Annotated in this window: 23 protein-coding genes; 17 read left to right on the top strand and 6 right to left on the bottom strand. The window is 62.6% G+C overall.

Going from position 1 to position 23,105, the window contains the following annotated elements:
* Positions 1–3: 3 nt before the first annotated feature.
* From mnhG to mbhE, 6 genes are read right to left on the bottom strand one after another with little or no spacing between them, the layout of a single operon-like run.
* Positions 4–345 carry a monovalent cation/H(+) antiporter subunit G gene (gene mnhG / locus N5J71_RS07595; RefSeq protein WP_084341328.1) on the bottom strand — a complete coding sequence of 114 codons (342 nt, stop codon included), beginning with the start codon at positions 343–345 and terminating at the stop codon, positions 4–6.
* Positions 342–653, bottom strand: a complete 312-nt coding sequence (locus N5J71_RS07590) for a monovalent cation/H+ antiporter complex subunit F (RefSeq protein ID WP_279916616.1) — start codon at positions 651–653, stop codon at positions 342–344. Before N5J71_RS07590 ends, mnhG begins: the two co-directional genes overlap by 4 nt.
* A complete protein-coding gene (locus N5J71_RS07585) occupies positions 650–1,147 on the bottom strand; it encodes a Na+/H+ antiporter subunit E (RefSeq protein WP_279916615.1) in 498 nt (165 codons plus the stop codon). The genes N5J71_RS07590 and N5J71_RS07585 overlap by 4 nt, the downstream gene beginning before the upstream one ends.
* Positions 1,147–2,643, bottom strand: a complete 1,497-nt coding sequence (locus tag N5J71_RS07580) for a proton-conducting transporter transmembrane domain-containing protein (RefSeq protein ID WP_279916614.1) — start codon at positions 2,641–2,643, stop codon at positions 1,147–1,149. Before N5J71_RS07580 ends, N5J71_RS07585 begins: the two co-directional genes overlap by 1 nt.
* Positions 2,640–3,044, bottom strand: a complete 405-nt coding sequence (locus N5J71_RS07575; protein WP_004423816.1) for a Na+/H+ antiporter subunit C — start codon at positions 3,042–3,044, stop codon at positions 2,640–2,642. Before N5J71_RS07575 ends, N5J71_RS07580 begins: the two co-directional genes overlap by 4 nt.
* The gene (gene mbhE / locus N5J71_RS07570) at positions 3,044–5,764 is read right to left on the bottom strand and encodes a hydrogen gas-evolving membrane-bound hydrogenase subunit E (RefSeq protein ID WP_279916613.1); all 2,721 of its coding nucleotides are present in this window, start codon (positions 5,762–5,764) and stop codon (positions 3,044–3,046) included. The genes N5J71_RS07575 and mbhE overlap by 1 nt, the downstream gene beginning before the upstream one ends.
* 220 nt (positions 5,765–5,984) lie before the next feature.
* On the opposite strand from mbhE, the gene N5J71_RS07565 reads away from it, so the two are divergent.
* From N5J71_RS07565 to N5J71_RS07485, 17 genes are all read left to right on the top strand, one after another.
* A complete protein-coding gene (locus tag N5J71_RS07565) occupies positions 5,985–7,130 on the top strand; it encodes an EstA family serine hydrolase (protein ID WP_004423818.1) in 1,146 nt (381 codons plus the stop codon).
* 78 nt (positions 7,131–7,208) lie between these two features.
* Positions 7,209–7,862, top strand: coding sequence for an OmpA family protein (locus N5J71_RS07560; protein ID WP_116619419.1), 654 nt, complete (start codon positions 7,209–7,211; stop codon positions 7,860–7,862).
* Positions 7,863–7,943: 81 nt separating this feature from the next.
* Complete coding sequence (gene pdxH, locus N5J71_RS07555; RefSeq protein ID WP_279916612.1) at positions 7,944–8,591, top strand: pyridoxamine 5'-phosphate oxidase; 648 nt, start codon at positions 7,944–7,946, stop codon at positions 8,589–8,591.
* A 428-nt stretch (positions 8,592–9,019) separates the two neighbouring features.
* A complete protein-coding gene (locus N5J71_RS07550) occupies positions 9,020–10,144 on the top strand; it encodes an alkene reductase (protein ID WP_004423822.1) in 1,125 nt (374 codons plus the stop codon).
* A 92-nt stretch (positions 10,145–10,236) separates the two neighbouring features.
* Positions 10,237–10,542 carry an ArsR/SmtB family transcription factor gene (locus tag N5J71_RS07545; protein ID WP_004423824.1) on the top strand — a complete coding sequence of 102 codons (306 nt, stop codon included), beginning with the start codon at positions 10,237–10,239 and terminating at the stop codon, positions 10,540–10,542.
* Between the two features lie 489 nt (positions 10,543–11,031).
* Positions 11,032–11,550: a ProQ/FinO family protein gene (locus N5J71_RS07540; RefSeq protein WP_004423826.1), complete on the top strand. Its 519-nt coding sequence runs from the start codon at positions 11,032–11,034 to the stop codon at positions 11,548–11,550.
* A 100-nt stretch (positions 11,551–11,650) separates the two neighbouring features.
* Positions 11,651–12,772: a sugar diacid recognition domain-containing protein gene (locus tag N5J71_RS07535; RefSeq protein WP_279916611.1), complete on the top strand. Its 1,122-nt coding sequence runs from the start codon at positions 11,651–11,653 to the stop codon at positions 12,770–12,772.
* A gap of 159 nt (positions 12,773–12,931) precedes the next feature.
* The gene (locus N5J71_RS07530; RefSeq protein ID WP_004423831.1) at positions 12,932–14,299 is read left to right on the top strand and encodes a GntP family permease; all 1,368 of its coding nucleotides are present in this window, start codon (positions 12,932–12,934) and stop codon (positions 14,297–14,299) included.
* Positions 14,300–14,353: 54 nt separating this feature from the next.
* Complete coding sequence (locus N5J71_RS07525) at positions 14,354–15,487, top strand: glycerate kinase (RefSeq protein WP_279916610.1); 1,134 nt, start codon at positions 14,354–14,356, stop codon at positions 15,485–15,487.
* A 114-nt stretch (positions 15,488–15,601) separates the two neighbouring features.
* Positions 15,602–16,063: an outer membrane lipoprotein gene (locus tag N5J71_RS07520; RefSeq protein WP_017677796.1), complete on the top strand. Its 462-nt coding sequence runs from the start codon at positions 15,602–15,604 to the stop codon at positions 16,061–16,063.
* A 359-nt stretch (positions 16,064–16,422) separates the two neighbouring features.
* Positions 16,423–19,215 (top strand): monovalent cation/H+ antiporter subunit A, encoded by a 2,793-nt coding sequence (locus N5J71_RS07515; protein ID WP_279916609.1) that lies wholly within the window; start codon positions 16,423–16,425, stop codon positions 19,213–19,215.
* Position 19,216: 1 nt separating this feature from the next.
* Complete coding sequence (locus N5J71_RS07510; RefSeq protein WP_084341320.1) at positions 19,217–19,546, top strand: Na+/H+ antiporter subunit C; 330 nt, start codon at positions 19,217–19,219, stop codon at positions 19,544–19,546.
* A complete protein-coding gene (locus N5J71_RS07505) occupies positions 19,543–21,054 on the top strand; it encodes a monovalent cation/H+ antiporter subunit D (RefSeq protein ID WP_279916608.1) in 1,512 nt (503 codons plus the stop codon). Before N5J71_RS07510 ends, N5J71_RS07505 begins: the two co-directional genes overlap by 4 nt.
* A complete protein-coding gene (locus tag N5J71_RS07500; RefSeq protein ID WP_279916607.1) occupies positions 21,051–21,548 on the top strand; it encodes a Na+/H+ antiporter subunit E in 498 nt (165 codons plus the stop codon). The genes N5J71_RS07505 and N5J71_RS07500 overlap by 4 nt, the downstream gene beginning before the upstream one ends.
* On the top strand, positions 21,533–21,802 hold the full coding sequence (locus tag N5J71_RS07495; protein WP_017361639.1) for a K+/H+ antiporter subunit F: 270 nt from the start codon (positions 21,533–21,535) through the stop codon (positions 21,800–21,802). Before N5J71_RS07500 ends, N5J71_RS07495 begins: the two co-directional genes overlap by 16 nt.
* Before the next feature lie 12 nt (positions 21,803–21,814).
* Entirely contained in the window at positions 21,815–22,153 is a 339-nt protein-coding gene (locus N5J71_RS07490; RefSeq protein ID WP_106733157.1) for a Na+/H+ antiporter subunit G, read from the top strand.
* Positions 22,154–22,252: 99 nt separating this feature from the next.
* The gene (locus N5J71_RS07485; RefSeq protein WP_279916606.1) at positions 22,253–22,768 is read left to right on the top strand and encodes a GNAT family N-acetyltransferase; all 516 of its coding nucleotides are present in this window, start codon (positions 22,253–22,255) and stop codon (positions 22,766–22,768) included.
* Positions 22,769–23,105: the final 337 nt, after the last annotated feature.

Raw genomic sequence — 23,105 nt, 5'->3', positions numbered from 1 at the left:
GATCTATTCACCGCCCCTGTTGCGCTGCTCCAGCTCATCACCCAACCGCCCGAGCGTCGGCCGAATGCCGGCGCGATGTGCAGCGCGGGCAATGGCGTGCGCCGCCAGCGGGGCGCTGGCCAGCAGAATCAGCAGGCCGATAAAGGTCTCCAGGGCCAGCTCGCCACTGCTGGCCAAGGCCACTGCGCCCAGTAACAGGACGGCGCCGAGAACCCCGGCCTTGCTCGCCGCATGCATGCGGCTGTAACTGTCGGGCAGGCGCAGCACGCCAATCGCACCGAGCAGAGAGATCACCGCGCCGCTCAGCACCAACAGCGAGGCCAGCCAGGCTTGTACGTCGTTCATGGGCGTTCCTCTCTCTTGTCCGGTATCTGGCTGTGGGCGTCGTCGAACAGGAAGGCGAAGGCTGCCGTTCCAAGAAACGACACCAGTGCCAGCAGCACGGCGACGTCGATGAACAGCGCCTCACCGCGCATCAGGCACAGCAGCGCCATGGCGGCGACCGCCAGCAGGGTCAGGGCATCGATGGCCACCGCGCGATCCGGTCGGCTCGGCCCGCGCAACAGGCGATAGAGGACGATAAGGCCGCTCAGCGCGAGCAGGGCAGCAGCCAGGGGCAATACCCAGGCGGCCCCGGCCAGATGTAGGGTCATGGCGTTACTCCTTCGGCTTTGCCCGCGTCGAGCCAGGCCAGCAAGCGGCGCTCAAGCTCGGCCAGCGCGTCGGTCACGTCCTCGCGGTGACGGGCATCGAGTGCATGGATATAAAGCAGGCCTTGCTCCTCGTCATAATCCAGGGCCAGGGTGCCGGGGGTAAGGGTCAGCAGGGTGCCGAGCAGGGTGACCTTGTCGACTTCGCGGCGGGTCACCGGGTAGGCAAGCACTGCTGGTTCCACGTCGACCCGGCGCGCCAGCACCAGAATGGCGACGTGGTAGGTCGCGAGAAATACCTGGGCGATGAACCACAGGCAGAAACTGACGCCATGTTCCAGGCTGCGTGCATAACGGCGCAGGCGTCCGATTGCCAGGCCCAGCAGGCGCGCGAGCAGGTAGAGCAGGGCGAAGGCCAGCAGACCGCCACCGAGGTGGCCGGCGCCGAGACTCCAGGCCAGACCGACGCTGGCCAGCAAATGGATGATAAACAGCATCAGGTCCCTCCTGCGCCGGTAAAGGGTTGCAGATAGGCCTGCGGGTCGGCGAGCTGCGCGGCGGCCGCTACGGCGTAGTCGATCAGCGGGCCGGCGCCGAGGCCGATCAGCACGGTCAGCAGTGCCAGGGCGCTCATGCCCAGCCACGCCGCGCGTATGCCGGTAACCGTTTGCAGCGCCTCTTCACCGCGTGGATGAGGCTTGAGAAATGCTTCGTTCCAGATCTTGTTCATCGACAGCAGGGTGAACACGCCAGTCAGCAGGGCGATGCCCGCCGCCCACCAGGCAGCGGCATCCAGGCTGGCCTTGACCAGCAGGAACTTGGCCCAGAAACCGGACAGCGGCGGAATACCCGCCAGCGACAGCGCCGGAATGGCGAACAGCAGCGCCAGCCAGGGCATGCGCTTGTACAGCCCGCCCATGTCGGCCAGGCGCTCGGAGCCGCAGATGCGTGCCGCCAGGCCGCCGATGAAGAACAGGTTGGCCTTCACCACGATATGGTGGATCAGGTAGAACACTGCACCGGCCAGCGCCAGCGGGGTGGCCAGGGCGAGGCCGAGGATCATGTAGCCGACCTGACTGACGATGTGGAACGACAGGATCCGGCGCACCTCGGTCTGCGCCGCCGCGCCCAGCACACCCACCAGCATGGTGGCGCAGGCGACCCACAGTAGCAGTTGATGCGGCAGGCCATGCTCCGGCCAGAGCAGGGTCACCAGGCGGATCAGCGCGTAGACGCCGACCTTGGTCAGGAGCCCTGCGAACATCGCCGACACGGCTGTCAGGGCGACGTGATAGGTGGCCGGCAGCCAGCCGAACACCGGGAACAGCGCAGCCTTGATGGCGAACGACAGCAGCAGCAGCAGCAGCGCCGGCGTCACGCCCGGTGGCGCCTCACCGCTGCGCATGATCATGGCCAGCTCACCCATGTTCAGCGTGCCGCTGGCGCCGTAGACCAGGCCGGCGGAGAGCAGGAAGATCAGCGTGGCGAACAGGTTCAGTGCTACGTAGGTCATGCTGCCGGCCAGCCGGCGGCTGCCGCCGCCAAGCGCCATCAGGGCGAAGGAGGCGATCAACAGCACCTCGAACCAGACATAGAGGTTGAAGATGTCGGCGGTGATGAAGGCGCCGCAGATGCCGGTCAGCAGCCCCTGGATGAACAGGTGGAAGTCGCGGCCGATGGTGCTGTCGTTGTCCTTGGCCACGCCATAGAGCAGGGTGACCAGCGCGACCAGGGCGCTGATGGCGATCATCACCGCCGACAGCCGGTCGATCACCAGGCTGATGCCGAAGGGCGCCTGCCAGCCGCCGACCTGGCCACTGAGCACCACGCCTTGCGCGGCCTGCCACACCAGCATCAGGCCAACGGCCAGCAGCAGCACGGCACCCGTCAGGCTGAGCACGCGCACGGCCAGCAGATGGCGGCGCAGGATGATTGCCAGCAACAGGCTGCACAGCGGGATGAGAATCGGGGCAACCAGTAACGCGTGATTCATCGGCGAGCCTCCGTACCATGGGCGTCCTGTTCGTGCTCGCTGTCGTGCCAGTCCGGTGCCGGTTGCTCGGTGATTGCGCTGACCGAGTCGGTGGTCTTGTCGCCGTGCAGTTCGCGGGTGCGTTTGAGCAGCGCCAGCGTGAAGATGAACAGGCTGAAGCCGATGACGATGGCCGTCAGTACCAGTGCCTGCGGCAGCGGGTTGGCCGTGCTCACTGCGTTGCCGGCCTCGACGAAGGCCGGGCGTTCACCGAAGAAACGGCCGGCGGTGATAACCCCCAGGTTGATTGCATTACCCAGAACCACAATCCCCAGTACGACACGCTTGAGGTTGCGATCCAGAAGCATCCACAGGCCCAGACCCGCCAGGCCACCGGTGGTGATTGCAGCTAGCCATTCCATTACTGGCGAACTCCCGTGAGCTTGTCGATCATGTGCAGGGCGGAGCCGAACACGGTGAGGAATACGCCGACATCGAAGAGCAGGGGCGTACCCAGCGGCAAGCCGCCGGGGAAAGTCCACAGACCGGTGAGAAAGGCGCTGCCGGCGATCAGCCCGAGGATACCGGCGCCCGCCGCGCAGCCCAGGCCAATGCCGATCAACTGCGCGGGGGCCACGGGCAGTACGCGGCGAATCTGCCCGTGACCATAGGTCAGCACCAGCAGAATCAGGCCGCAGGCCGCCACCAGGCCACCGATGAAACCACCGCCCGGCAGGTTGTGGCCGCGCCACAGCAGCAGCAGTGAGCCAGCCAGCATCAGCCAGGCCAGCGGGCGCAGGCCCTGGCGCAGCAGTGGCGAATTGAAGGCGTCTTCGCCGCTGTGTTCATTGCCGACGCGTTGGCCGGTGCCCAGCAGGCTGGCTGCGGCGAGGGCGGAGAGCGCGACCACGAGGATTTCGCCGAGGGTGTCGAAGGCGCGGAAGTCCACCAGAATCACGTTGACCACGTTATGCCCATGACCACCCGGCAGGCTGTTGGCCTGATACCACTGGGCGATGTCGCCTGGCAGCGGCAGGCTCACTGCGAGCAGCAGGGCGCCTGTCACACTGAGGCCGAAGAGAATCGCCACGCCGGCATGCAGGCGGCGCTTCCAGGGAGTGCGGGCGCCGCTGGCCGGCACGGTGGGCATCTTGCGAAACACCAGGGCGAGGAAGATCAGACTGAGGGTTTCCACCATCAGCTGAGTCATCGCCACGTCCGGTGCATTGACCGAGACGAACACCAGTGCCAGGCCCAGGCCGCAGGCGCCGAGCGCGGCCAGCAAGGTCAGGCGGCCAGGCAGGAACGCCGCTGCCACACCGCCGGCCAGTGCCAACAGGCAGCCGGCCAGGCCCAGCGGCGAGATCGGGCTGTAGCTGCCCTGCAGCAGTTGCGGCAGCGCCGGCAACAAGCCGACCGCCAGCAGGCCGCCGACCGCCAGGGCCAGCAGCACCAGATGCTGACGCAAGGAGCCGTGCTGAAAACGTGCGGCAAGCAGCCCTGCGAAGTGGAATACGCGTTTGAGCAAGCGATCCCAGATCAGGTCGCCGCTGACGTTCCAGGCCGCGTTGGCGCGATCGAGCACTTGTCGCACTCGGTCGCGCATCACATAGAACAGCACGCCCAGCGACACAGTCAGCAAGCTGGCCACAAGCGCCGGGGTGATGCCGCCCCACAGATACAGGTGCACATCCACCGGCCCGCGTGCCACGGCTTGCACCGCGTTGTTCACTAGCCAGGTTTCCGGCCAGGCATTCCAGGCGCCAAGCAGGAAACCGCCGATGGCCAGCAGCATCGGCCCCAGCCACATCGGCAGGCCGACTTCGTGCGGCGTGCGCGGATAGTCGCCGCGCTTGCCGAGGAAGGTCTGCAGGAAGACCAGGCCGGCAGCGGCAAATAGCAGGGCGTTGGTAAGGATCATCACCAATGTCACCGCCCAGCCGATATGACCCATCTCGATCAGGCCGGTGTACTTGAATTCCTTGGCGATGAAGCCGAAGAACGGCGGCAAGCCGGCGTTGGAAAACGCTGCCAGCGCCACGGCTGCGCCAGTCAGCGGCATGAAGCGGATCAGGCCGCCAAGACGGGCCACTTCACGGGTGCCGGTGGCGTGGTCGATGGCGCCGACTGCCATGAACAGCGCGCCTTTATAGAGAGAGTGCGCCACCAGATAGAGCACGAACGCCTGCAGGCCATAGCTGGTGTTGGTGCCGATCAGCATGGTCAGCTGGCCCAGCACGGTGACCGTGGTGTACGCCAACAGGCGTTTGAGGTCGGTCTGGCGGAAGGCGAGGAAGGCGCCGAGCACGGCAGTGGCCGCGCCGAAGGTAATCAGCAGCGTGCCCCAACCGACGGAGCCGCCGAGCACTGGGTTGAGGCGGGCCAGTAGATAGATGCCGGCTTTTACCATGGTTGCCGAGTGCAGGTAGGCCGACACTGGCGTCGGTGCGTTCATCGCATTGGGCAGCCACAGGTGGAAGGGCACCTGTGCCGATTTGGTGAAGCAGCCCAGCAGCACCAGCGCCATGATGGCCGGCAGCAGCACGTGGCCTTCGATCTGCTCGGCGCTGAGGCTGGAGAACTGCCAGTTGCCGGTTGCACCGCCGAGCAGGATCAGCCCGGCCAGCAGCGCCAGCCCACCGCCGCCGGTGATCAGCAGCGCCTGCAACGCCGCACGGCGCGATACCGCTTTGTCGTGTTGAAAACTGATCAGCAGGAAGGAGGCGATACTGGTCAGCTCCCAGAACACGAACATCGCTACCAGGTCGTCGGCCAGCACCAGGCCGAGCATCGCCAACATGAACACCAGCAAGTAAGCGTGAAAGCGACCCAGGTGGGCGTGGCTGGACAGGTAACTGCCGGCGTACAGCACGATCAGGCTGCCGATGCCGCTGATCAAGAGGGCAAAAACCAGCGAGAGGCCGTCCAGGCGCAGGCTCAGGTTGATGCCCAGTGCCGGAATCCAGCTCAGGCTCTGCATCACCGCGCCACCGTCGGCGATCAGCGGAATCTGTTGGACGAACCAGACGAAGGCCGCCAGCGGCGCCAGCATCAGCAGCCAACCTGTGCGAGCACCCAAAAGGCGCGTCAGGCCGGGTGCCATGATGGCAGCCAGGGCGATCAGGGACAGTAGGTAGAGCACTCGTTTCTCCTGTGCCGAGCGTCGAATCCAAGGCGGCCTGACGAATACGTACGCACCGTAGCTGCGCTATTCAGGGCGTATTGATCATATCAGGCCGCATTTGTTTCATCATAGGAAAAACCAATCGAACATCGCTATTTTATGAAGTTTCAGAACATTGCATGATAGGCGGCTGCCATCATTGGCAGTATTGAGATAAGCAGTGAAACAGGAGAGCAGCGTGCAGATTCAGGGCTATTTCGACTTGCGCTTCGAAGCGGTGAGGGACGCATTTGCCGCCCTGTTCGATGACACGCAGGAGCGGGGCGCGGCCCTGTGCGTGAAAGTCGGCGGGGAAACCGTGGTCGACCTGTGGGCCGGCGTCATGGACAAGGACGGCCAGCAAGCCTGGCACAGCGACACCATCGCCAACCTGTTCTCCTGCACCAAACCCTTCGCCGCCGTGGTGGCCTTGCAACTGGTGGGCGAGGGCAAGCTCGATCTGGATGCACCGGTGGCGCGCTACTGGCCCGAGTTCGCTGCAGCCGGCAAGGCACGCATCAGCGTGCGTCACCTGCTCTGCCACCAGGCCGGCTTGCCGGCGCTGCGCCAGGCACTGCCCGCCGAAGCGTTGTATGACTGGCAGACCATGACCGCTGCGCTGGCGGCAGAGGAACCCTGGTGGCCGTTGGGGGAGGGCCATGGCTACGCGCCTATTACCTACGGTTGGCTGATTGGCGAGCTGATTCGCCGCATCGAAGGCCGTGGCCCGGGCGAGAGCATCGCCGCACGCATCGCCAAGCCACTGGGGCTGGATTTTCATGTCGGCCTGGCGGACAGCGAGTTCGACCGCGTCGCCCATATCGCTCGCGGCAAGGGCAATCTAGGCGACGCTGCAGCGCAGCGTCTGCTCAAGGTGATGATGAGTGACGCCCAAGCCATGAGCACGCGCTCGTTCACCAACCCTCCGTCGATCATGACCAGTACCAACAAACCGGAGTGGCGGCGCATGCAGCAGCCGGCCGCCAATGGTCATGGCAACGCGCGCAGCCTGGCGGGTTTCTATGCCGGTCTGCTCGACGGCAGCCTGCTCGATGCTGACCTGCTGGGCGAAATGACCCGCGAGCACAGCGTCGGTGACGACAAGACCCTGCTGACTCGCACCCGCTTCGGCCTGGGCTGCATGCTCGATCAGGCCGACGTAGCCAATGCCACCTATGGCATGGGCGCCAAGGCTTTCGGTCATCCCGGTGCCGGTGGCTCCAGTGGCTTTGCCGATCCGGAACGAGACCTCGCATTCGGCTTCGTCACCAACAATCTAGGACCGTTCGTCTTGATGGACCCCCGCGCGCAGAAACTTGCGCGACAGATTGCTGACTGTATCTGATTGAAACGGCTAAACTTGCGCCAGCCGTTCAGTACCAACCATAACGATCCGACCATTAGTTTTGACCCCGGGGGCTACATGCGTGCCAACAAGATTTTTGCCTTTACCTGCTGCCTGCTGATCGCGGGCTGCGCCGGCTCGGAAAAGAAGGAAGTCGCCAAGCCGGCAGTGATGCCACCGCCTCAAGTTACCCGCGCTTGGCTCGACGAGTACGAGCCAAAACTGCGTGAAGCGGTCAAGGGCAGCCACTTCGAGTTCGAGCGCCGCGAAAACCTGCTGGTGGTCACCGCCCCGGTACAGGGCTCGTTCAATCCGGATCGCCCGCACATGCTGCTACCGGTCAGCCTCGGCCCCATCACCCGCGTAGCCAAGTTGCTGGAAAGCGACGAAGACGTTGCTGTGGTCGTGCTCGGCCATGCCGACAGCAGCGGTGACGACGCCCAGAACCGCGACCTGAGCCAGCAGCGTGCGCGGGCCGTGACGTCCATCTTCCGCCTCAGCGGCCTCAGGCAGAATCGCCTGCAGGTTATGGGCCTGGGCTCCGACGCACCCCGTGCGGCCAACGACAGCGCGGCCGGTCGCGCACTCAACCGCCGCGTGGAGATTCTCCTGACTTCGCGTGACACCATGCAGGGCCTGATCGCCAAGTACAGCCAGCCGGTCATGGCGGAGCTCAAGGATGCACCCAAGGTAGCTGCCGCAGATCAAGGAAAAGTGCGCAAGTCGGAGTAAGCTTGCGGGCACTTCCACCCTGCGCGGGCAGGCACTGGAAACCAGGCGGATTGGTTTCTGGCTCTGCCCTGAGGAATTGCCATGACCCAAACCCTGGCCGATATGCGCCGCGACTACACCCGCGACGGCCTGAGCGAAGCCCAGGCCCCGCTGGAACCCTTTGCCCTGTTTCGCCAGTGGTTCGATGACGCGGTCAAGACCGAGCAACTGCCGGTCGAACCCAACGCCATGACCCTGGCCACCGTCGACGAAGACGGCCGCCCGCACTGCCGGGTACTGCTGCTCAAGGGCCTCGACGAGCGCGGCTTCACCTTCTTCAGCAACTACGACAGCGCCAAGGGCCGGCAACTGGCAGCACGCCCGTTCGCCGCCATGACCTTCTTCTGGCCCAGTCTGGAACGTCAGGTGCGTATCGAGGGGCGGGTCGAGCAGGTCACCCCGGCCGAATCCGACGGTTACTTCCAGGTACGCCCGCTGGGCAGCCGCATTGGTGCCTGGGCCTCGCCGCAGAGCAAGGTGATCCGCGACCGCGCCGAGCTGGAGAACCTGCTGACGGAAACCGAAAAACGCTTCCAGGGCCAGACTCCCCATTGCCCTCCGCACTGGGGGGGCTACCGCCTACTGCCGGAACGCATCGAATTCTGGCAGGGTCGTCCCAGCCGCCTGCACGACCGCCTCAATTACCGCTTCAAGGGCGAGGCCTGGATTCGCGAACGGCTGGCACCTTGAGGGACTGCCCATCAGGTTTGGCACTGGCGAAACTCTACCGTTAACGAGCAGAGCGGATTGCGTTGAGTCGTGACGCCAAATAGGTGTTCCTTGTCTTGGTTCCCCTGGCTGCATGGCTCCTGCTGTCGGTGTACCTCGGGTATGTGGGGAGGAAGCCTTGGCTGACATTGTTGAAAGCCAGGAGCGACACGCTGCCCCACTCCCAGCGGCAGGGTATTCTCCGTGTGCAGGGTTGCGAAGTACTCCAGGTTCTCGGGGATGGTCTTTGAATCTATATATTTGCATTTCTAGATATATGGGTTAGAGTTGCTGCCATTCGGCAGTCCCTCAATCAACTCTCCTACTGGAAGCGCGTTGAGCTAAAGCCTTCTCAGAAGCGAGGCGAAGCGTCTCGCTAGATCTGTATTTTTAGATATCTGGATTTAATAATGAGTATCAACAAACTGTTTAGCCCGACAAGGATCGGCCCCTATGACCTCCGTAATCGTATTGTGTTGCCGCCGCTCACTCGCTCGCGTAGCTCGCAGCCGGGGAACATTCCCAACGACTTGATGGCTACCTACTATCGACAACGAGCCAGTGCGGGTTTCATGGTCACAGAAGGAACTCAGATCGAGCCGCGAGGCCAGGGCTATGCTTGGACCCCGGGAATTCACAGTCAAGAACAGATCGAAGGCTGGAAGAAGGTCACCGAAGCGGTACATGCAGAGGACGGCGTAATTTTTGCGCAGCTGTGGCACGTTGGCCGGGTGTCCCACACCTCGCTGCAGCCAAATGGCGATGCTCCTGTAGCGCCATCAGCACTGCCAGCCCGTAGCGTGAAAGTGTTCATCGAAACGGGGCCTGGTACGGGTACCCTGGCGGATCCGTCTGAGCCAAGGGCGCTTTCCACTGCAGAGGTGAAAGAGCTCGTCCAGCTCTACGCCACAGCAGCGCGTAATGCTTTAGAGGCTGGTTTCGATGGGGTAGAACTGCACTGCGCCAATGGTTATCTGGTAAATCAATTCATTTCAGCACACACCAACTGCCGCACGGATGAATATGGTGGAAGCCTGCAGAACCGCCTGCGATTCCTGCGCGAGATAACACACGCTGTCGCTGACGTGGTGGGCGCTGATCGTTTGGGCGTGCGATTTGCTCCACTGTTCGCAAGCACCGATGAGCTTCGGGTCTATCTGGGCCTTTTGGAAGATAATCCACACGAGACGTACATCGAGGCCGTCAAGGTACTCGAGGAAATCGGTGTCGCTTACTTGTCGCTGGCCGAAGCAGACTGGGATGAGGCTCCGGAGTTGCCAGCTACATTCCGCAACGCGGTACGAGAGGTCTTCAGTGGTCGCATTATTTATGCGGGGCGGTACACGGCGGAGCGCGCTGCCGCAGCGATCGAAGCCGGTTGGGCTGACTTAATTGCCTTCGGTCGCCCCTTCATTGCCAATCCAGACCTTCCGCAACGGATCGCCAATGGCTGGCCGCTAAACCCAGTGGATGCCAGCAGCATGTATGGTGGTACCGAGAAAGGTTACATTGATTACCCCTTCTATGAAGGCTGACAGCGCCAGGGCTGCGCGCCTCGTCGGAGTGCGCGCAGCAACTAAAATTGAAATATCGTAAAATAGCGAAAACCAGCCATGTGTCATTGACTATGAACATCGACCTCAGCGAAGCGCTAAAGGCTCTGGATAATCCAACACGCCTCGCCATCCTCACCCTGCTCAAGAATCCAAGGAAGAACTTTCCTGAGCAGGAAGCAGATCCTGATCAGCTTGGTGTGTGCGTGAGCATCATCCAGGAAAGAGTAGGGCTGTCCCAGTCGACCGTATCAAACTACCTCGCAGCCCTTCAGAGAGCTCAGCTGGTTACATCCCAGCGCGTTGGCCCCTGGACTTACTACAAGCGCAATGAGAAGAAGATCGAGCAGTTGCTGAGCGCGCTTGAGAAGACCATTTGATACTCAGCGCCGAATGGCTACAGCCTCGCGGTGTAGATGGCCTTGCGCAGCAGAATTTCCTGCAGCTTCGACCAATGCTCATCACTGAGCAGTAATCGGGGCATTGCAAGCTCGTATCGGTGTTGGGTCAGAGCTTCAACGATACGAGTTTGCTCTTATATATCAACTGGTTAGCGCGAAACGGCAACAGCCCCTAGCTACCAATCAGTTTGCTGAAAGTGCAGGAAAATGAGCCTGGTCTGCGAGTCGCACTCTGGCGCTATCTGCGACTGCATCGCTGCAGGTTTCGTAAGCGCTTCCAAGCCCTGATCGAGGTCCGCTAAACCTGCGCACCGGCCCACTTTTTTGCCGAAAGCGGCCCTCTACAAGTCCCTCAAAGGTCTGTCCATCACCTGCAGCCAAGCACCCCAGCTATCAATAAGGCTGTACGAAACGAGCACATAAGATACCCTTGCGCCACGAACCAACCAGGACGCTGCGAACCGAACGATGGGTTTTGAACAATTAGCCGAGCTACGTGACCGCCTGCGCGCCGAGAAGCAGCAGGTCCAGCAGGTAAAGACCGAAAGCGCGAAGCCGCAAAAGCGCAAGCAACCGCCCAAAGCCAAGCCGCGCGAGCAGGATCCTACCGTCGAGGCGATCTGGCGCTTGCAGAAGCACTTCCCCTTGGCCTTCCCGGTCAATCCGGCGCCCAAGGTGCCGTTGAAGGAAGGCATTCTCAAAGATGCCGAGCAGCATCTGCAGTTGCTCGGCATCACCGTTGAGCAGCTCAAAGCGGGTATTGCCGCCTGGTGCCGCGGTGGTCGTTACTGGGCTGCCATGACCGAAGATGCACCGCGTCTGGATCTGCAAGGCCAGCCCGTTGGCGTGGTGACGGCGTCGCAGGCGCTGCATGCCAAGCAGCAGGCCAGGCGGCACCGTGCTGAAGCTCGGCGCAATCAGGCCAAGGCGAAAGCACCTGCGGACGACAAGGCCGCCGAGAGCGCTGTAGCGCCTGCTGCGGAGTAAATGCTGGCTACCTGAAGGTTTCGCCGGCGCTGCGAGGGATACTTCGTGAGGCGCCGCTGACACGCCTACAATGACGGCCTCATTCGCGAGGCCGTTTCTCATGCTCGAACTCGACTCCACCCTGGCGCAGCATATCGTCGACCGCGCCATGGCCATCCTGCCGCACAACATCAACGTGATGGATGCCCAGGGCATGATCATCGGCAGCGGCGACCCCAGCCGCCTCCACACCCGTCATGAAGGTGCACAGCTGGTGCTGGCCAACCGACGTGTGGTGGAAATCGATGCGCAGGCGGCGGCCTGCCTGCGTGGCGTCAAACCCGGTGTCAACCTGCCTTTGCTGCATGCCGAACGCCTGATTGGCGTGCTCGGTATCACCGGTGACCCCGAGATCGTGCGGCCCTATGCCGAGCTGGTGCGTATGGCTGCGGAGATGCTGGTCGAGCATCGCGTGTTGCAGGCCGAGCGGCATTGGCAGCGGCATCAGCAGGTGGCCTGGTTGCGACAGCTGCTCGACCCCATGCTGCGCCTGTCCAGTCTCGAGGTCGATGCCGAACGCCTGGGCCTGCAACTGACCTGGCCACGACAGATGTGCCTGCTGCAACTCGATGGAGAGGGCGATCCGCTGCCGCGTCAGGCGCGTCTGCTCGCCGCACTGGGGGGCAAGAGTGAACATCTGGTAGCGCCGCTCGGGCGTCATGAGCTGCTCTGGTGTCGGCCTTACAGCACCACGCGCGATGATCGCGCCTGGCTGCAACAGGCTGACGAACGCGAGTGGGGCGTGAGCTCGCTGGCGCTCAGCGACCCGCTGCATGATCTGACCGAGCTGCGCCAGGCCAGCCTGGTCCTGCGCGATCTTCAGGCCTACGGTCAGGCGCGTTTTCCTGGTCGTCGTCTGCTGCGTCTGGACGAATTGCGTCTGCCGACGCTGCTCTATGCCCAGCGCCACAGTTGGTTGCTGCAGGGCTGGCTGGCGCCGTTGCGGCAGGTGCTGATGCAGGACCCACAAGGCACGCTAAGGGCGACGCTGGAAGCCTGGTGTGCGCATGACGGCCAGGTGCAAACCTGTGCGCAGGAGTTGGGCATTCATCGCAATACGTTGCGTTATAGGTTGGAACGCATCGGCGAGTTGAGCGGGCTCGACCTCAATCGCTTCGATCAGCGTCTGCAGCTGTCGCTGGGGCTTGGTCTGCTGGGGGTGGAAGACAGCAAGGCGTCCTGAGCAATGTTGTGCGGCTGAACGAAATTACCACACCAGGCTTCCTGTCTTTTGGTGCTGGTGCACAGGATCTGTTGCTCAGGGCTGAGCCACAATTGCCTGCCTGTCGGCATTCCCAGTCGGACATCGAGTCCGGTCATAACAACAACGAGGAGACTGGTCATGGGCCTGGTCCTGATCCTGGTGGCGCTCATCGCGTTCATCGTACTGTCCACTACACGTTTGAAACTTCATCCTTTTCTCGCCTTGCTAGGCGCCGCGATCATCGCCGGCTTCGCCTATCAACTTCCCGCTTCCGAGATTCTCAAGACCGTCGCTTCTGGCTTCGGTGGCATCCTCGGATACATCGGTATCGTCATCGCGCTGGGCACCATCATCGGTGTGATCCTCGAGCGTAGTGGTGCTGCCATCACCATGGCGGAAACCGTGATTCGCCTACTAGGCCAGCGGTTCCCGACGCTGACCATGTCGATCATCGGCTATCTGGTGTCGATTCCGGTGTTCTGCGATTCCGGCTACGTCATCCTCAACTCGCTGAAAAACGCCCTGGCCGCACGCATGAAGGTATCCGTGGTGGCCATGAGCGTGGCTCTGGCCACTGGTCTCTATGCCACCCACACCTTCGTGCCGCCGACCCCCGGCCCGATTGCCGCCGCCGGTAACCTCGGCCTTGAAAGCTCGCTGGGCCTGGTGATTGTCGTCGGCCTGTTTGTCTCCTTGGTCACTGCGTTGGCCGGTATGCTCTGGGCCAACCGCTTCCTCAAGCAGAACGACAAGGAGCTGTTGGAAGAGGCGCCGAGCGAGCTGCTCGACGATGCGGTCGATTTCGAGGCGCTCAAGGCCCGCTATGGCAAGCTTCCCAGCGCTTTCCAGGCCTTCGCGCCGATCTTCGTGCCCATCGTGCTGATCTGCCTAGGCTCGATTGCCGTGTTCCCTAGCAAGCCCTTTGGCGACGGCCTGCTGTTCGGTCTGCTGAATTTCTTCGGCCAGCCCATCGCGGCACTGTTGGTCGGCTTGGCGCTGGCTTGCACGTTGCTTAAGAGCAACGATAAGCGTCAGGAATTCCATGATTACGTCGCCGATGGGCTGGTGTCCGCCGCGCCGATCCTGCTGATCACCGGTGCTGGTGGCGCGTTCGGGGCGATCCTCAAGGTTACGCCGCTGGGTGATTACCTGGGTACGACCCTGTCGGCGCTGGGGATCGGCCTGTTCATGCCGTTCGTGGTGGCCGCTGCGCTGAAGAGTGCTCAGGGCTCTACCACGGTGGCACTGGTCACAACCTCGGCGCTGGTCGCACCGCTGCTCGGTCAGTTGGGGCTCGATAGCGAGATGGGGCGCGTGCTTACCGTAATGGCCATCGGTGCCGGTGCGATGACGGTGTCCCATGCCAACGATAGCTTTTTCTGGGTCGTGACCCAGTTCAGCCGTATGAAGGTCTCCACGGCCTACCGTGCGCAGACGGTCGCAACCCTGATCCAGGGGATCGCCGGCATCATCACCGTCTGGCTGCTCAGCCTGGTTCTGCTGTAATCCGCTTTATCGGCAGGCGGCTATGGTCGCCTGCCTCCTTTCGAGGTACCTATCATGAAAATCGTCATTGCTCCTGATTCCTTCAAGGAGAGCCTCAGCGCACCCGACGTGGCCGCTGCCATCGCCCGCGGTTGGCAGCAGGTGTTTCCCGAGGCCGAGTGTTTGCTGAGGCCAATGGCCGATGGCGGCGAAGGCACGGTCGATGCGCTGCTCGCTGCCGTCGGCGGCGAGCGCCGCGAGTGTGAGGTGCGGGGCCCCATGGGTGAGCCGGTCAAGGCGCATTGGGGTTGGCTGGGGCAGGGCACAGCGGTTATCGAGATGGCTGCTGCCAGTGGCTTGCACTGGGTGCCGCGTGAACAACGCGATGCTCGTCTGGCCTGCAGCTTCGGCACTGGCGAACTGATCCGCGAGGCGCTGGATGCCGGTGCTACGCGCATCATCCTGGGGCTGGGCGGCAGTGCCACCAATGACGCCGGTGCTGGCCTGTTGCAGGCGCTGGGGATGCGCTTTCTCGATGTCCAGGGGCGCGAGCTAGCGCCGGGTGGCGCGGCTTTGGCCGGTCTCGACCAGCTTGATCTGAGTGGGCTCGACGCGCGTCTGCTCAAGGTGCAGATCGAGGTCGCTGCTGATGTCGACAATCCCTTGTGCGGGCCACGCGGCGCAACCGCGGTGTTCGGTCCGCAGAAGGGGGCGAAGCCTGAGCATGTCGCGGAGCTGGATACGGCGCTCGGTCGCTTCGCCCGTATCGTGGCGGCGACGCTGGGCGAGGACCACGCCGAGTTCCCTGGTGTGGGCGCGGCGGGCGGTCTCGGCTTCGCTGCGCGTGCCTTCCTCAAGGCCAGTTTCCGCCCCGGTATCGCGCTGGTGGCCGAATTGTCCGGCCTCGCCGCGGCGGTGGAGAACGCGGATCTGGTGATTACCGGGGAAGGGCGCATGGATGCCCAGACCCTGCACGGCAAGACACCGGTCGGCGTAGCGCGCGTGGCGCGTGCGGCCGGGGTGCCGGTCATCGCCTTGTCCGGTAGCCTGGGCGACAACTATCAAGCGCTGTACGAGGCGGGTATCGAAGCTGCATTCAGCCTGGCGCCGGGCCCGTTGTCCCTGGAGCAGGCGATGGCCTGTGCGGCGGCTGAGTTGCAGGCGCGTACCGCGGATATCGCCCGGCTCTGGCGCCTTGCTCGCTCCTGATAGGGCGAACCTGGCTGAACTTGGTCTGTCTGAAATAACTATTGTTCAGGCTCCTCCGTGACAGATACGCTCGCCCGGCGTCTAATGGATTGAGATACCTCTGGAGGAATTGCTATGCGTAAACCCACTCTGCTCATTACCTCGCTGGCCGCGATGCTGGCCCTCGGGGGTTGTCAGTCCAGCCTGACCGGCGATACCTACAGCCGCGATGAGGCCCGAGCGGTGCAAACAGTACGCATGGGCACCATCGAATCGCTGCGCCCGGTGAAGATCGAAGGAACCAAGACACCGATCGGTGCAGGTGCCGGTGCTGTGGTTGGTGGCATCGGTGGTAGTGGCCTCGGTGGCGGGCGCGGCAGCGCGGTCCTGGCTGTGGTCGGTGCCGTTGCCGGTGGTTTGTTGGGCGCCGCTGCTGAAGAAGGTCTGACCCGGACTCAGGGTGTTGAGATCACCGTGCGTGAGGACGACGGCACCATGCGCGCCTACGTCCAGGAAGTCGAGCCGAACCAGGTGTTCCGCGTCGGCGAGCGCGTGCGCATCATGACGGTCAACGGTACCAGTCGCGTTACCCACTGATCGTTACAAGCCAGCCGGAGCAGCTTTGGTTGCTCCGGCTTTTTGTTGTCAGTGATCCCGGGCGACAACTTGTCGGGCTTGCGCAAAAGAAGCGTTCCCGGCAATTTTTTGTGGCCTCGCTATAGTGCTGGCCGGCTTTCAGCAGCGCTTCCAGTCGCCTGCATGTTACCAAGTGTGTTTAACGATAATTCAATGCATGACGTTGTCTTGATAGTTATGGATAATCGGTCGTTATGCTTATGCCGACAACGACTTAGCTGCTTCGTTGTGGTGCATGGACTGTCACCGTCAGGGAGTTGCGACTCCAATTCGCGTCGTTGGGTCGTTTGACCTGGCGTGCCTGCTAAAGGGGTTTTTCGATGGCGCTTGCGTTGATTGTCGCCTTGCCATTTCTGGGTCTGTTTCTACCCGTGTTGGCTGACCGCCTGGGCCGTTCCGCCTGCGCGGCGGCAGCGGCCATAGCGCCCGTTGCGGCGCTGATCCTGTTGTTCAACCACCAGTCAGCGGTGTTTGCCGGTGAAGTGCTGCGGGTCAAGCTTGAGTGGTTGCCGCATCTTGGCCTGAACCTCAGCCTGCGCCTCGACGGCCTGGGTTTCCTGTTTGCCCTGCTGATTCTCGGCATCGGCCTGCTGGTGATCCTCTACGCCCGTTATTACCTGGCCAAGACCGAGCCAATGGGGCGCTTCTTCGCTTTCCTGCTGCTGTTCATGGGCGCCATGCTCGGCGTGGTGCTCTCGGAAAACCTGCTGCTGATGCTGATGTTCTGGGAGCTGACCAGCCTGTCGTCGTTCCTGCTGATCGGCTTCTGGGGTTCGCGCTCCGAGGCCCGCAAGGGCGCGCGCATGGCGTTGGCGATCACCGGCGGCGGTGGTCTGGCGCTGCTTGCCGGCATCCTGCTGATCGGCCATATCGCCGGCAGCTTCGAGCTGTCGCAGGTGCTGGCGGCTGGTTACGCGATTCGCGCACATGAGTTGTATCCGCTGGCGCTGGTACTGGTGCTGCTGGGTGTGTTCACCAAGTCGGCGCAGTTCCCCTTCCACTTCTGGCTGCCCCATGCGATGGCAGCGCCAACGCCGGTTTCGGCCTATCTGCACTCGGCAACCATGGTCAAGGCCGGGGTATTTTTGCTGGCGCGCCTGTACCCGGCGCTGGCCGGCTCCGACTGGTGGTTCTACATGGTCAGCATGACCGGCTTGGCCACCTTGCTGGTCGGTGCGGTCATGGCACTGTTCCAGCATGACCTCAAAGGCTTGCTGGCGTACTCGACCATCAGCCACCTGGGCCTGATCACGTTGCTGTTCGGTCTCGATACCCAGTTGGCTGCCGTGGCGGCGGTGTTCCACATCATCAACCATGCCACTTTCAAGGCCTCGCTGTTCATGGCTGCGGGCATCATCGATCACGAAACCGGCAGCCGCGACATGCGGCGAATAAACGGCTTGTGGAAGTACATGCCGCATACAGCGGTGCTGGCGATGGTGGCAGCTTCGGCGATGGCTGGCGTGCCGCTGCTCAACGGTTTTTTGAGCAAGGAAATGTTCTTCACCGAAACCCTGCACCAGCACCTGCTGGGCGGTTTCAACTGGGTGATTCCGGCAGCGGCAACCCTGGCCGGCGTGTTCTCGGTGGCCTACTCGCTGCGCTTCATCCATGACGTATTCTTCAACGGCGAGCCGATCGACCTGCCCAAGTACCCGCCGCACGAGCCACCGCGCTACATGAAAGTGCCGGTTGAGGTGCTGGTCTTCCTCTGCCTGCTGGTCGGCATCGTGCCAGCCTACACGGTAGCGCCGTTGTTGGCCGCCGCCGCCGCTTCGACCCTGGGTGGCGAGCTGCCTGAGTACAGCCTGGCCATCTGGCACGGCTTCAACCTGCCGCTGCTGATGAGTTTCGTTGCGCTGTTTGGCGGCATTCTCGTCTACACCTGCCGCAAGCCATTGTTCCGCTGGTACGAGGGGCTGCCCAACCTCGATGCCAAGGATGCCTTCGATCAGGTGGTGCGTTACATGACGCGCCTGTCCGTGCGCATCACCGTGCTGCTGGAAAGCGGCTCGCAGCAGCGTTACCTGGCCTGGATGCTGGGCAGTGCCCTGACCCTGGTGATCATCGCGCTGTCGCCGCTTGAGCAGTTGACCGGTAGCGTGGCGATGACGCCGATCGATCCGCTGACAACCATTGGTATGTTGATTCTGATGCTGACTGCGGTGCTCACCGTGGTTTTCCACCGTCGCCGTCTGGTGGCACTGATGATTCTCAGCGCTGCAGGTCTGATGGTGGCGCTGGCCTTTGCCCGCTTCTCCGCCCCGGATCTGGCGCTGACCCAGCTGTCGGTGGAAGTGGTGACCATCATCCTGCTGATGCTCACCCTGTACTTCATGAGCGATCGCACTCCCTCGGAGTCGAGCAGCTTGCGTGGTCTGCGTGATCTGACCCTGGCGTTGGGCAGCGGCACCATGGTGGCGATGCTGACCTATGCGGTGCTGACCCGTCCCTATCAGAGCATTTCGTCGTTCTTCCTCGAGAACAGCGTCTCCGGCGGTGGTGGCACCAATGTGGTCAATGTGATCCTGGTGGACTTCCGTGGTTTCGATACCCTGGGTGAGATCACCGTTTTGGCGATTGCCGCCATCGGCATCTACGCGCTGCTGTATGGTTTGCACCTGCCACATCCGAGCCACGACAAGAACGGGCGGCCGTGGTCGACCGATGCGCACCCGATGATTCTCGATATGCTCTCGCGCGCCATGCTGCCGATGGCGTTGCTGGTATCGGCGTTCATCTTCCTGCGCGGGCACAACCTGCCAGGTGGCGGTTTCATCGCCGGCCTGATCACCTCGGTGGCGCTGATCCTGCAGTACATCTCCCACGGCGTAACCTGGACGCAGGAGCGTCTGAAGTTCAGCTATCACGCCACCGCCGGTTGGGGTGTGCTGATTGCCGGCCTGACCGGTCTGGGCAGTTGGGCCTTTGGCTCGCCGTTCCTGACCTCGGCGTTCGGCCATTTCCATATTCCGCTGATCGGCGAAATCGAACTGGCTACTGCCATTCTCTTCGATCTCGGGGTGTTCCTGGCTGTTGTCGGCGCCACTCTGTTGATTCTTTCCAATATCGGCCATGTCAGTCAGGACGAGTCGTGCAAGGAGGTCATCTGATATGGAGGCAGTATTCGCAATCACCCTTGGAGTACTGACGGCCAGTGGCGTGTACCTGCTGCTGCGCGCGCGCATCTTCCCGGTGGTGATGGGGCTGACCCTGATCTCGTATGCGGTCAACCTCTTCATCTTCTCCATGGGACGCCTCGGCACCGGCGTGCCGGCGGTAATCGGCAAAAGCGCCGAGCACGGTGATCCGCTGCCGCAGGCACTGGTGCTCACCGCCATCGTCATTGGCTTCGCCATGACCGCGTTCGTCGTGGTGCTGGCCTTGCGCGGGCTGGGTGAGCTGAAAACCGATCACGTCGATGGTGAGGAGCCGCGCGCATGAGTCACGCCATCATCCTTCCCATTCTGCTGCCGTTGTTCATTGGGGCGTTGTTGCTGGTTGGCCACAGTTGGTCGCGTACGCTCAAGCGCGGCATTTCCCTGGTGGGCTGCCTGGCCTTGCTGCCGGTGTGTGCCTATCTGGTGGCGCTGGCCGGAACCGGACAGTTGCAGGTCTACGCCCTGGGTAATTGGGCGCCACCGTTCGGCATCATGCTTTTGCTCGACCGTTTCAACGCCGCATTGCTGCTGCTCACCGCGGTGCTGGCGTGCTTGGCGCTGATCTATGCCTGCCGTGGCGACGATGAGCGTGGGCCGAACTTCCATGCGCTGTTTCAGTTTCAGTTGTTGGGTATCAATGGTGCGTTCCTCACCGCTGACCTGTTCAACTTGTTCGTGTTCTTCGAGATCCTGCTGATCGCCTCCTATGCGTTGCTGCTGCATGGCAACCGCGCCAATCAGGTGCGGGCCGGCGTGCATTACGTGGTGCTCAACCTGCTGGGTTCGTCGTTCTTCCTGATCGGCGTCAGCCTGCTGTATGGTCTGACCGGCACCCTGAACATGCCGGATCTGGCTGTACGCGTGGCCAGTGCCGAGGTTGCCGATGCGCCGCTGATCAAGGCGGCCGCCTACCTGCTGCTGATCGTCTTCGGCCTAAAGGCTGCGGTGCTGCCGCTGTGCTTCTGGCTGCCGCGTGCCTATGCTGCGGCGCCTGCTTCGGTGGCCGCGTTGTTCGCGATCATGACCAAGGTGGGCTTCTATGCCATCGTCCGCGTGTTCACCCTGGTGTTCGGCGAACAGGCCGGGCCGCTGGCCAATCTTGGTCATGAACTGCTCTGGTGGCTGGCGTTGCCGACCATTGTCTTTGGTGTGATCGGTGCCCTTGGGGCGCGTCAACTGCAGGCGCTGCTGGCCTATCTGGTGGTGATTTCGGTGGGTACGCTGATGGTGGGGTTTGCCATCGGCAATGTCGCGGCCCTGAGTGCGGCGCTTTACTACCTGCTGCACAGCACGCTGATCAGTGCGGCGTTGTTCCTCCTGGCGGGCCTGGTGGTCGCTCAGCGTGACAGTGCCGGTGGCGATCTGCAGCAGGAACGTGTACTGCGTCAGCCACTGGTGCTGGGCAGCCTGTTCTTCTTTGCCTCGATTTCCGTGGCCGGGCTGCCGCCATTCTCCGGCTTCCTCGGCAAGATGCTGTTGCTGCGCGCAGCCGAGCCCGGCTGGCAGGCCTGGAGTCTGTGGCCGGTGGTGCTGATCGGCGGGCTGTTGACACTGGTGGCGCTCAGCCGCGCCGGGACCAGCCTGTTCTGGCTGGGCCATGGCGCCGACGCGGCACCTGCTAAAGCCGAACCGGCTGACCGCGTCAGCCTGCTGGCTGCGCTGGGCTTGCTGCTGGCCAGTCCGCTGTTGATGGTCGCTGCGGCGCCGATCATGACCTACCTGGAGGCTGCTGCTGCGCAATTGCTCGATCTGCAACCCTATCTGTCCATCATTGCCGGAGGTGCGGCATGAGGCGTTTCTTCCCCCATCCGCGGATGATGCTGGTGCTGACAGTGCTCTGGCTGCTGCTGGCCAACACCTTCAACCTGGGGCATGTCCTGCTCGGTCTGTTTCTCGGCTGGGCCATCGTGCACCTGTGCGGCGACTTTCTGCTGAACGTGCCCAGGGTACGCAAGCCGCTGGGGTTGCTGCTGTTCATTGGCAAGGTTTTCTACGACATCGTGGTGGCCAACCTGCAGGTAGTCAGGCTGGTGCTGGGGCCGAAATCGCGGCTCAACCCGGCATTCGTCGAGTTGCCGGTGGAGATCGAGGATGAATTCGTTCTGGCTGCGCTGGCCTGCATCATTTCGCTGACGCCAGGCACGGTGTCTGCCGGGCTCAGCTCTGATCACAAGACGCTGTTGCTGCACGGCCTGGACGTGCCTGACCACGATGCGCTGATTGCCGAGATCAAGAGCCGTTACGAAGCACCGCTGCTGGAGATTTTCGAATGCTCGAGAACGTAGTCTTTCTGTGCATGGGCATCCTTACGCTGGCCATGCTGCTCAACGTTGCGCGTCTGGTCATGGGGCCGAGCGTGGTCGACCGTGTCCTGGCGCTGGATACGCTTTACATCAACGCACTGGCGCTGATCGTGCTGTTCGGCATCTGGCTGGCCTCGGATCTGTTCTTCGAAGCTGCCCTGCTGATCGCGGTGATGGGCTTCGTCGGTACGGTCGCGGTGGGTAAACACCTGCTGCACGGCGACATCATCGATTAAGGGAGAATGCCCATGCCTTTCTGGCTGGAACTGTTGATTTGCGCCTGCCTGATCCTCGGCAGCCTGTTCGCCCTGGTCGGTGCCATCGGGCTGTATCGCCTGCCGGATTTCTTCACCCGCCTGCACGGCCCGACCAAGGCCACGACGCTGGGCGTCGGCGCTACGCTGATCGCTTCGATGCTGTTCTTCGCTCATCACACCGGCAGTCTCAGTCTGCATGAGCTGCTGATCACCTTGTTCCTGTTCCTCACTGCGCCGGTCAGTGCGCACATCCTGTCCAAGGCGGCGATGCAGCAGAAGGTCGAGCTGACCGAGAAGACCCGTGGCCAGCCGTGGGACGATGATCACTGATTCACTGTCAGGTATTTCTCGTGCCTGGCTGTCACTGTCGCCAGGCAATTCCCCGGCCTAGACTGCGCCCTGAAATCAAGTTCAGGGGGAGTTGGGAGCATGAGCGAGCTGATCATTCGTCAGGCCGTTGCCGAGGATATCGAAGCGCTCTGCGCGCTGATTCTCGAGCATGGGCCCAACCCCTGGAATCATCTGCCCGAAGCCGAGGTTCGCCAGCACCTGCAGGGTATTGCGGCAAGTACGACCTTGGCCATGCTGGCCGAGGTGCAGGGGCAACTGCTGGGGTTCGTCAGTTATCGCCTGACCCAGGATTTCGCCGCTCATCAACCTGCGGCGCGTACCAGGCATGTGCATGGCTACATCTGCGAGGCGGTGGTGCATCGCGACTGTGTCGGCCGAGGATTGGGCGCGCGCCTTCTGCGCGAGGCCGTCACCGAGCTGTGGCGGCTGGGCGTCAGCGATATCTATATCGATCGTCACGAAGAGAATGCGGCATCGGCAGGGATGATGCGCAAGGCTGGCTTCAGTGAGCTGCTGACCTATGCCGACCCGGCGCGTCGACCAAATGGTTCGCGGCGTTCGACCCTTTGCTGCCAGCGCCACGAGGATCTTTGATGCTTCTGCGGCTGGGCGCTATCACGACTGACGGATATCCGTAGGGTGGGTTAGGCGCCTGTCACCTATCCCGATGAGCCTAAAAAATCGTTGCGCCGTAACCCACCATTGGCGCAGCGCAGGACAATCGCCTGGTGGGTTACGCGGCGCACTACTATGGCGGTGATCAGACATTCGCAGGCTTGGCGCCGCTAACCCACCCTACCAGGCTGCCCGAGATCCGTAGGGTGGGTTAGGCGCCTGTCACCTATCTTGATGAGCCCGCAAAGTCCGTTGCGCCGTAACCCACCATTGGCGCAATGCTCGACCATCGCCTGGTGGGGTACGCGGCGCACTA

Source organism: Ectopseudomonas oleovorans (genome assembly GCF_029845265.1).
GTDB classification, from domain to species: domain Bacteria; phylum Pseudomonadota; class Gammaproteobacteria; order Pseudomonadales; family Pseudomonadaceae; genus Aquipseudomonas; species Aquipseudomonas oleovorans.
This window is presented reverse-complemented; position numbering and strand designations above follow the sequence as displayed.

What these genes read in the sequence shown, in the direction of transcription:
- mnhG (WP_084341328.1), bottom strand. Translation starts at nt 345, where the DNA reads ATGAACGACGTACAAGCCTGGCTGGCCTCGCTGTTGGTGCTGAGCGGC.
- N5J71_RS07590 (WP_279916616.1), bottom strand. Translation starts at nt 653, where the DNA reads ATGACCCTACATCTGGCCGGGGCCGCCTGGGTATTGCCCCTGGCTGCT.
- N5J71_RS07585 (WP_279916615.1), bottom strand. Translation starts at nt 1,147, where the DNA reads ATGCTGTTTATCATCCATTTGCTGGCCAGCGTCGGTCTGGCCTGGAGT.
- N5J71_RS07580 (WP_279916614.1), bottom strand. Translation starts at nt 2,643, where the DNA reads ATGAATCACGCGTTACTGGTTGCCCCGATTCTCATCCCGCTGTGCAGC.
- N5J71_RS07575 (WP_004423816.1), bottom strand. Translation starts at nt 3,044, where the DNA reads ATGGAATGGCTAGCTGCAATCACCACCGGTGGCCTGGCGGGTCTGGGC.
- N5J71_RS07560 (WP_116619419.1), top strand. Translation starts at nt 7,209, where the DNA reads ATGCGTGCCAACAAGATTTTTGCCTTTACCTGCTGCCTGCTGATCGCG.
- pdxH (WP_279916612.1), top strand. Translation starts at nt 7,944, where the DNA reads ATGACCCAAACCCTGGCCGATATGCGCCGCGACTACACCCGCGACGGC.
- N5J71_RS07550 (WP_004423822.1), top strand. Translation starts at nt 9,020, where the DNA reads ATGAGTATCAACAAACTGTTTAGCCCGACAAGGATCGGCCCCTATGAC.
- N5J71_RS07545 (WP_004423824.1), top strand. Translation starts at nt 10,237, where the DNA reads ATGAACATCGACCTCAGCGAAGCGCTAAAGGCTCTGGATAATCCAACA.
- N5J71_RS07540 (WP_004423826.1), top strand. Translation starts at nt 11,032, where the DNA reads ATGGGTTTTGAACAATTAGCCGAGCTACGTGACCGCCTGCGCGCCGAG.
- N5J71_RS07535 (WP_279916611.1), top strand. Translation starts at nt 11,651, where the DNA reads ATGCTCGAACTCGACTCCACCCTGGCGCAGCATATCGTCGACCGCGCC.
- N5J71_RS07530 (WP_004423831.1), top strand. Translation starts at nt 12,932, where the DNA reads ATGGGCCTGGTCCTGATCCTGGTGGCGCTCATCGCGTTCATCGTACTG.
- N5J71_RS07525 (WP_279916610.1), top strand. Translation starts at nt 14,354, where the DNA reads ATGAAAATCGTCATTGCTCCTGATTCCTTCAAGGAGAGCCTCAGCGCA.
- N5J71_RS07520 (WP_017677796.1), top strand. Translation starts at nt 15,602, where the DNA reads ATGCGTAAACCCACTCTGCTCATTACCTCGCTGGCCGCGATGCTGGCC.
- N5J71_RS07515 (WP_279916609.1), top strand. Translation starts at nt 16,423, where the DNA reads ATGGCGCTTGCGTTGATTGTCGCCTTGCCATTTCTGGGTCTGTTTCTA.
- N5J71_RS07510 (WP_084341320.1), top strand. Translation starts at nt 19,217, where the DNA reads ATGGAGGCAGTATTCGCAATCACCCTTGGAGTACTGACGGCCAGTGGC.
- N5J71_RS07505 (WP_279916608.1), top strand. Translation starts at nt 19,543, where the DNA reads ATGAGTCACGCCATCATCCTTCCCATTCTGCTGCCGTTGTTCATTGGG.
- N5J71_RS07500 (WP_279916607.1), top strand. Translation starts at nt 21,051, where the DNA reads ATGAGGCGTTTCTTCCCCCATCCGCGGATGATGCTGGTGCTGACAGTG.
- N5J71_RS07495 (WP_017361639.1), top strand. Translation starts at nt 21,533, where the DNA reads ATGCTCGAGAACGTAGTCTTTCTGTGCATGGGCATCCTTACGCTGGCC.
- N5J71_RS07490 (WP_106733157.1), top strand. Translation starts at nt 21,815, where the DNA reads ATGCCTTTCTGGCTGGAACTGTTGATTTGCGCCTGCCTGATCCTCGGC.
- N5J71_RS07485 (WP_279916606.1), top strand. Translation starts at nt 22,253, where the DNA reads ATGAGCGAGCTGATCATTCGTCAGGCCGTTGCCGAGGATATCGAAGCG.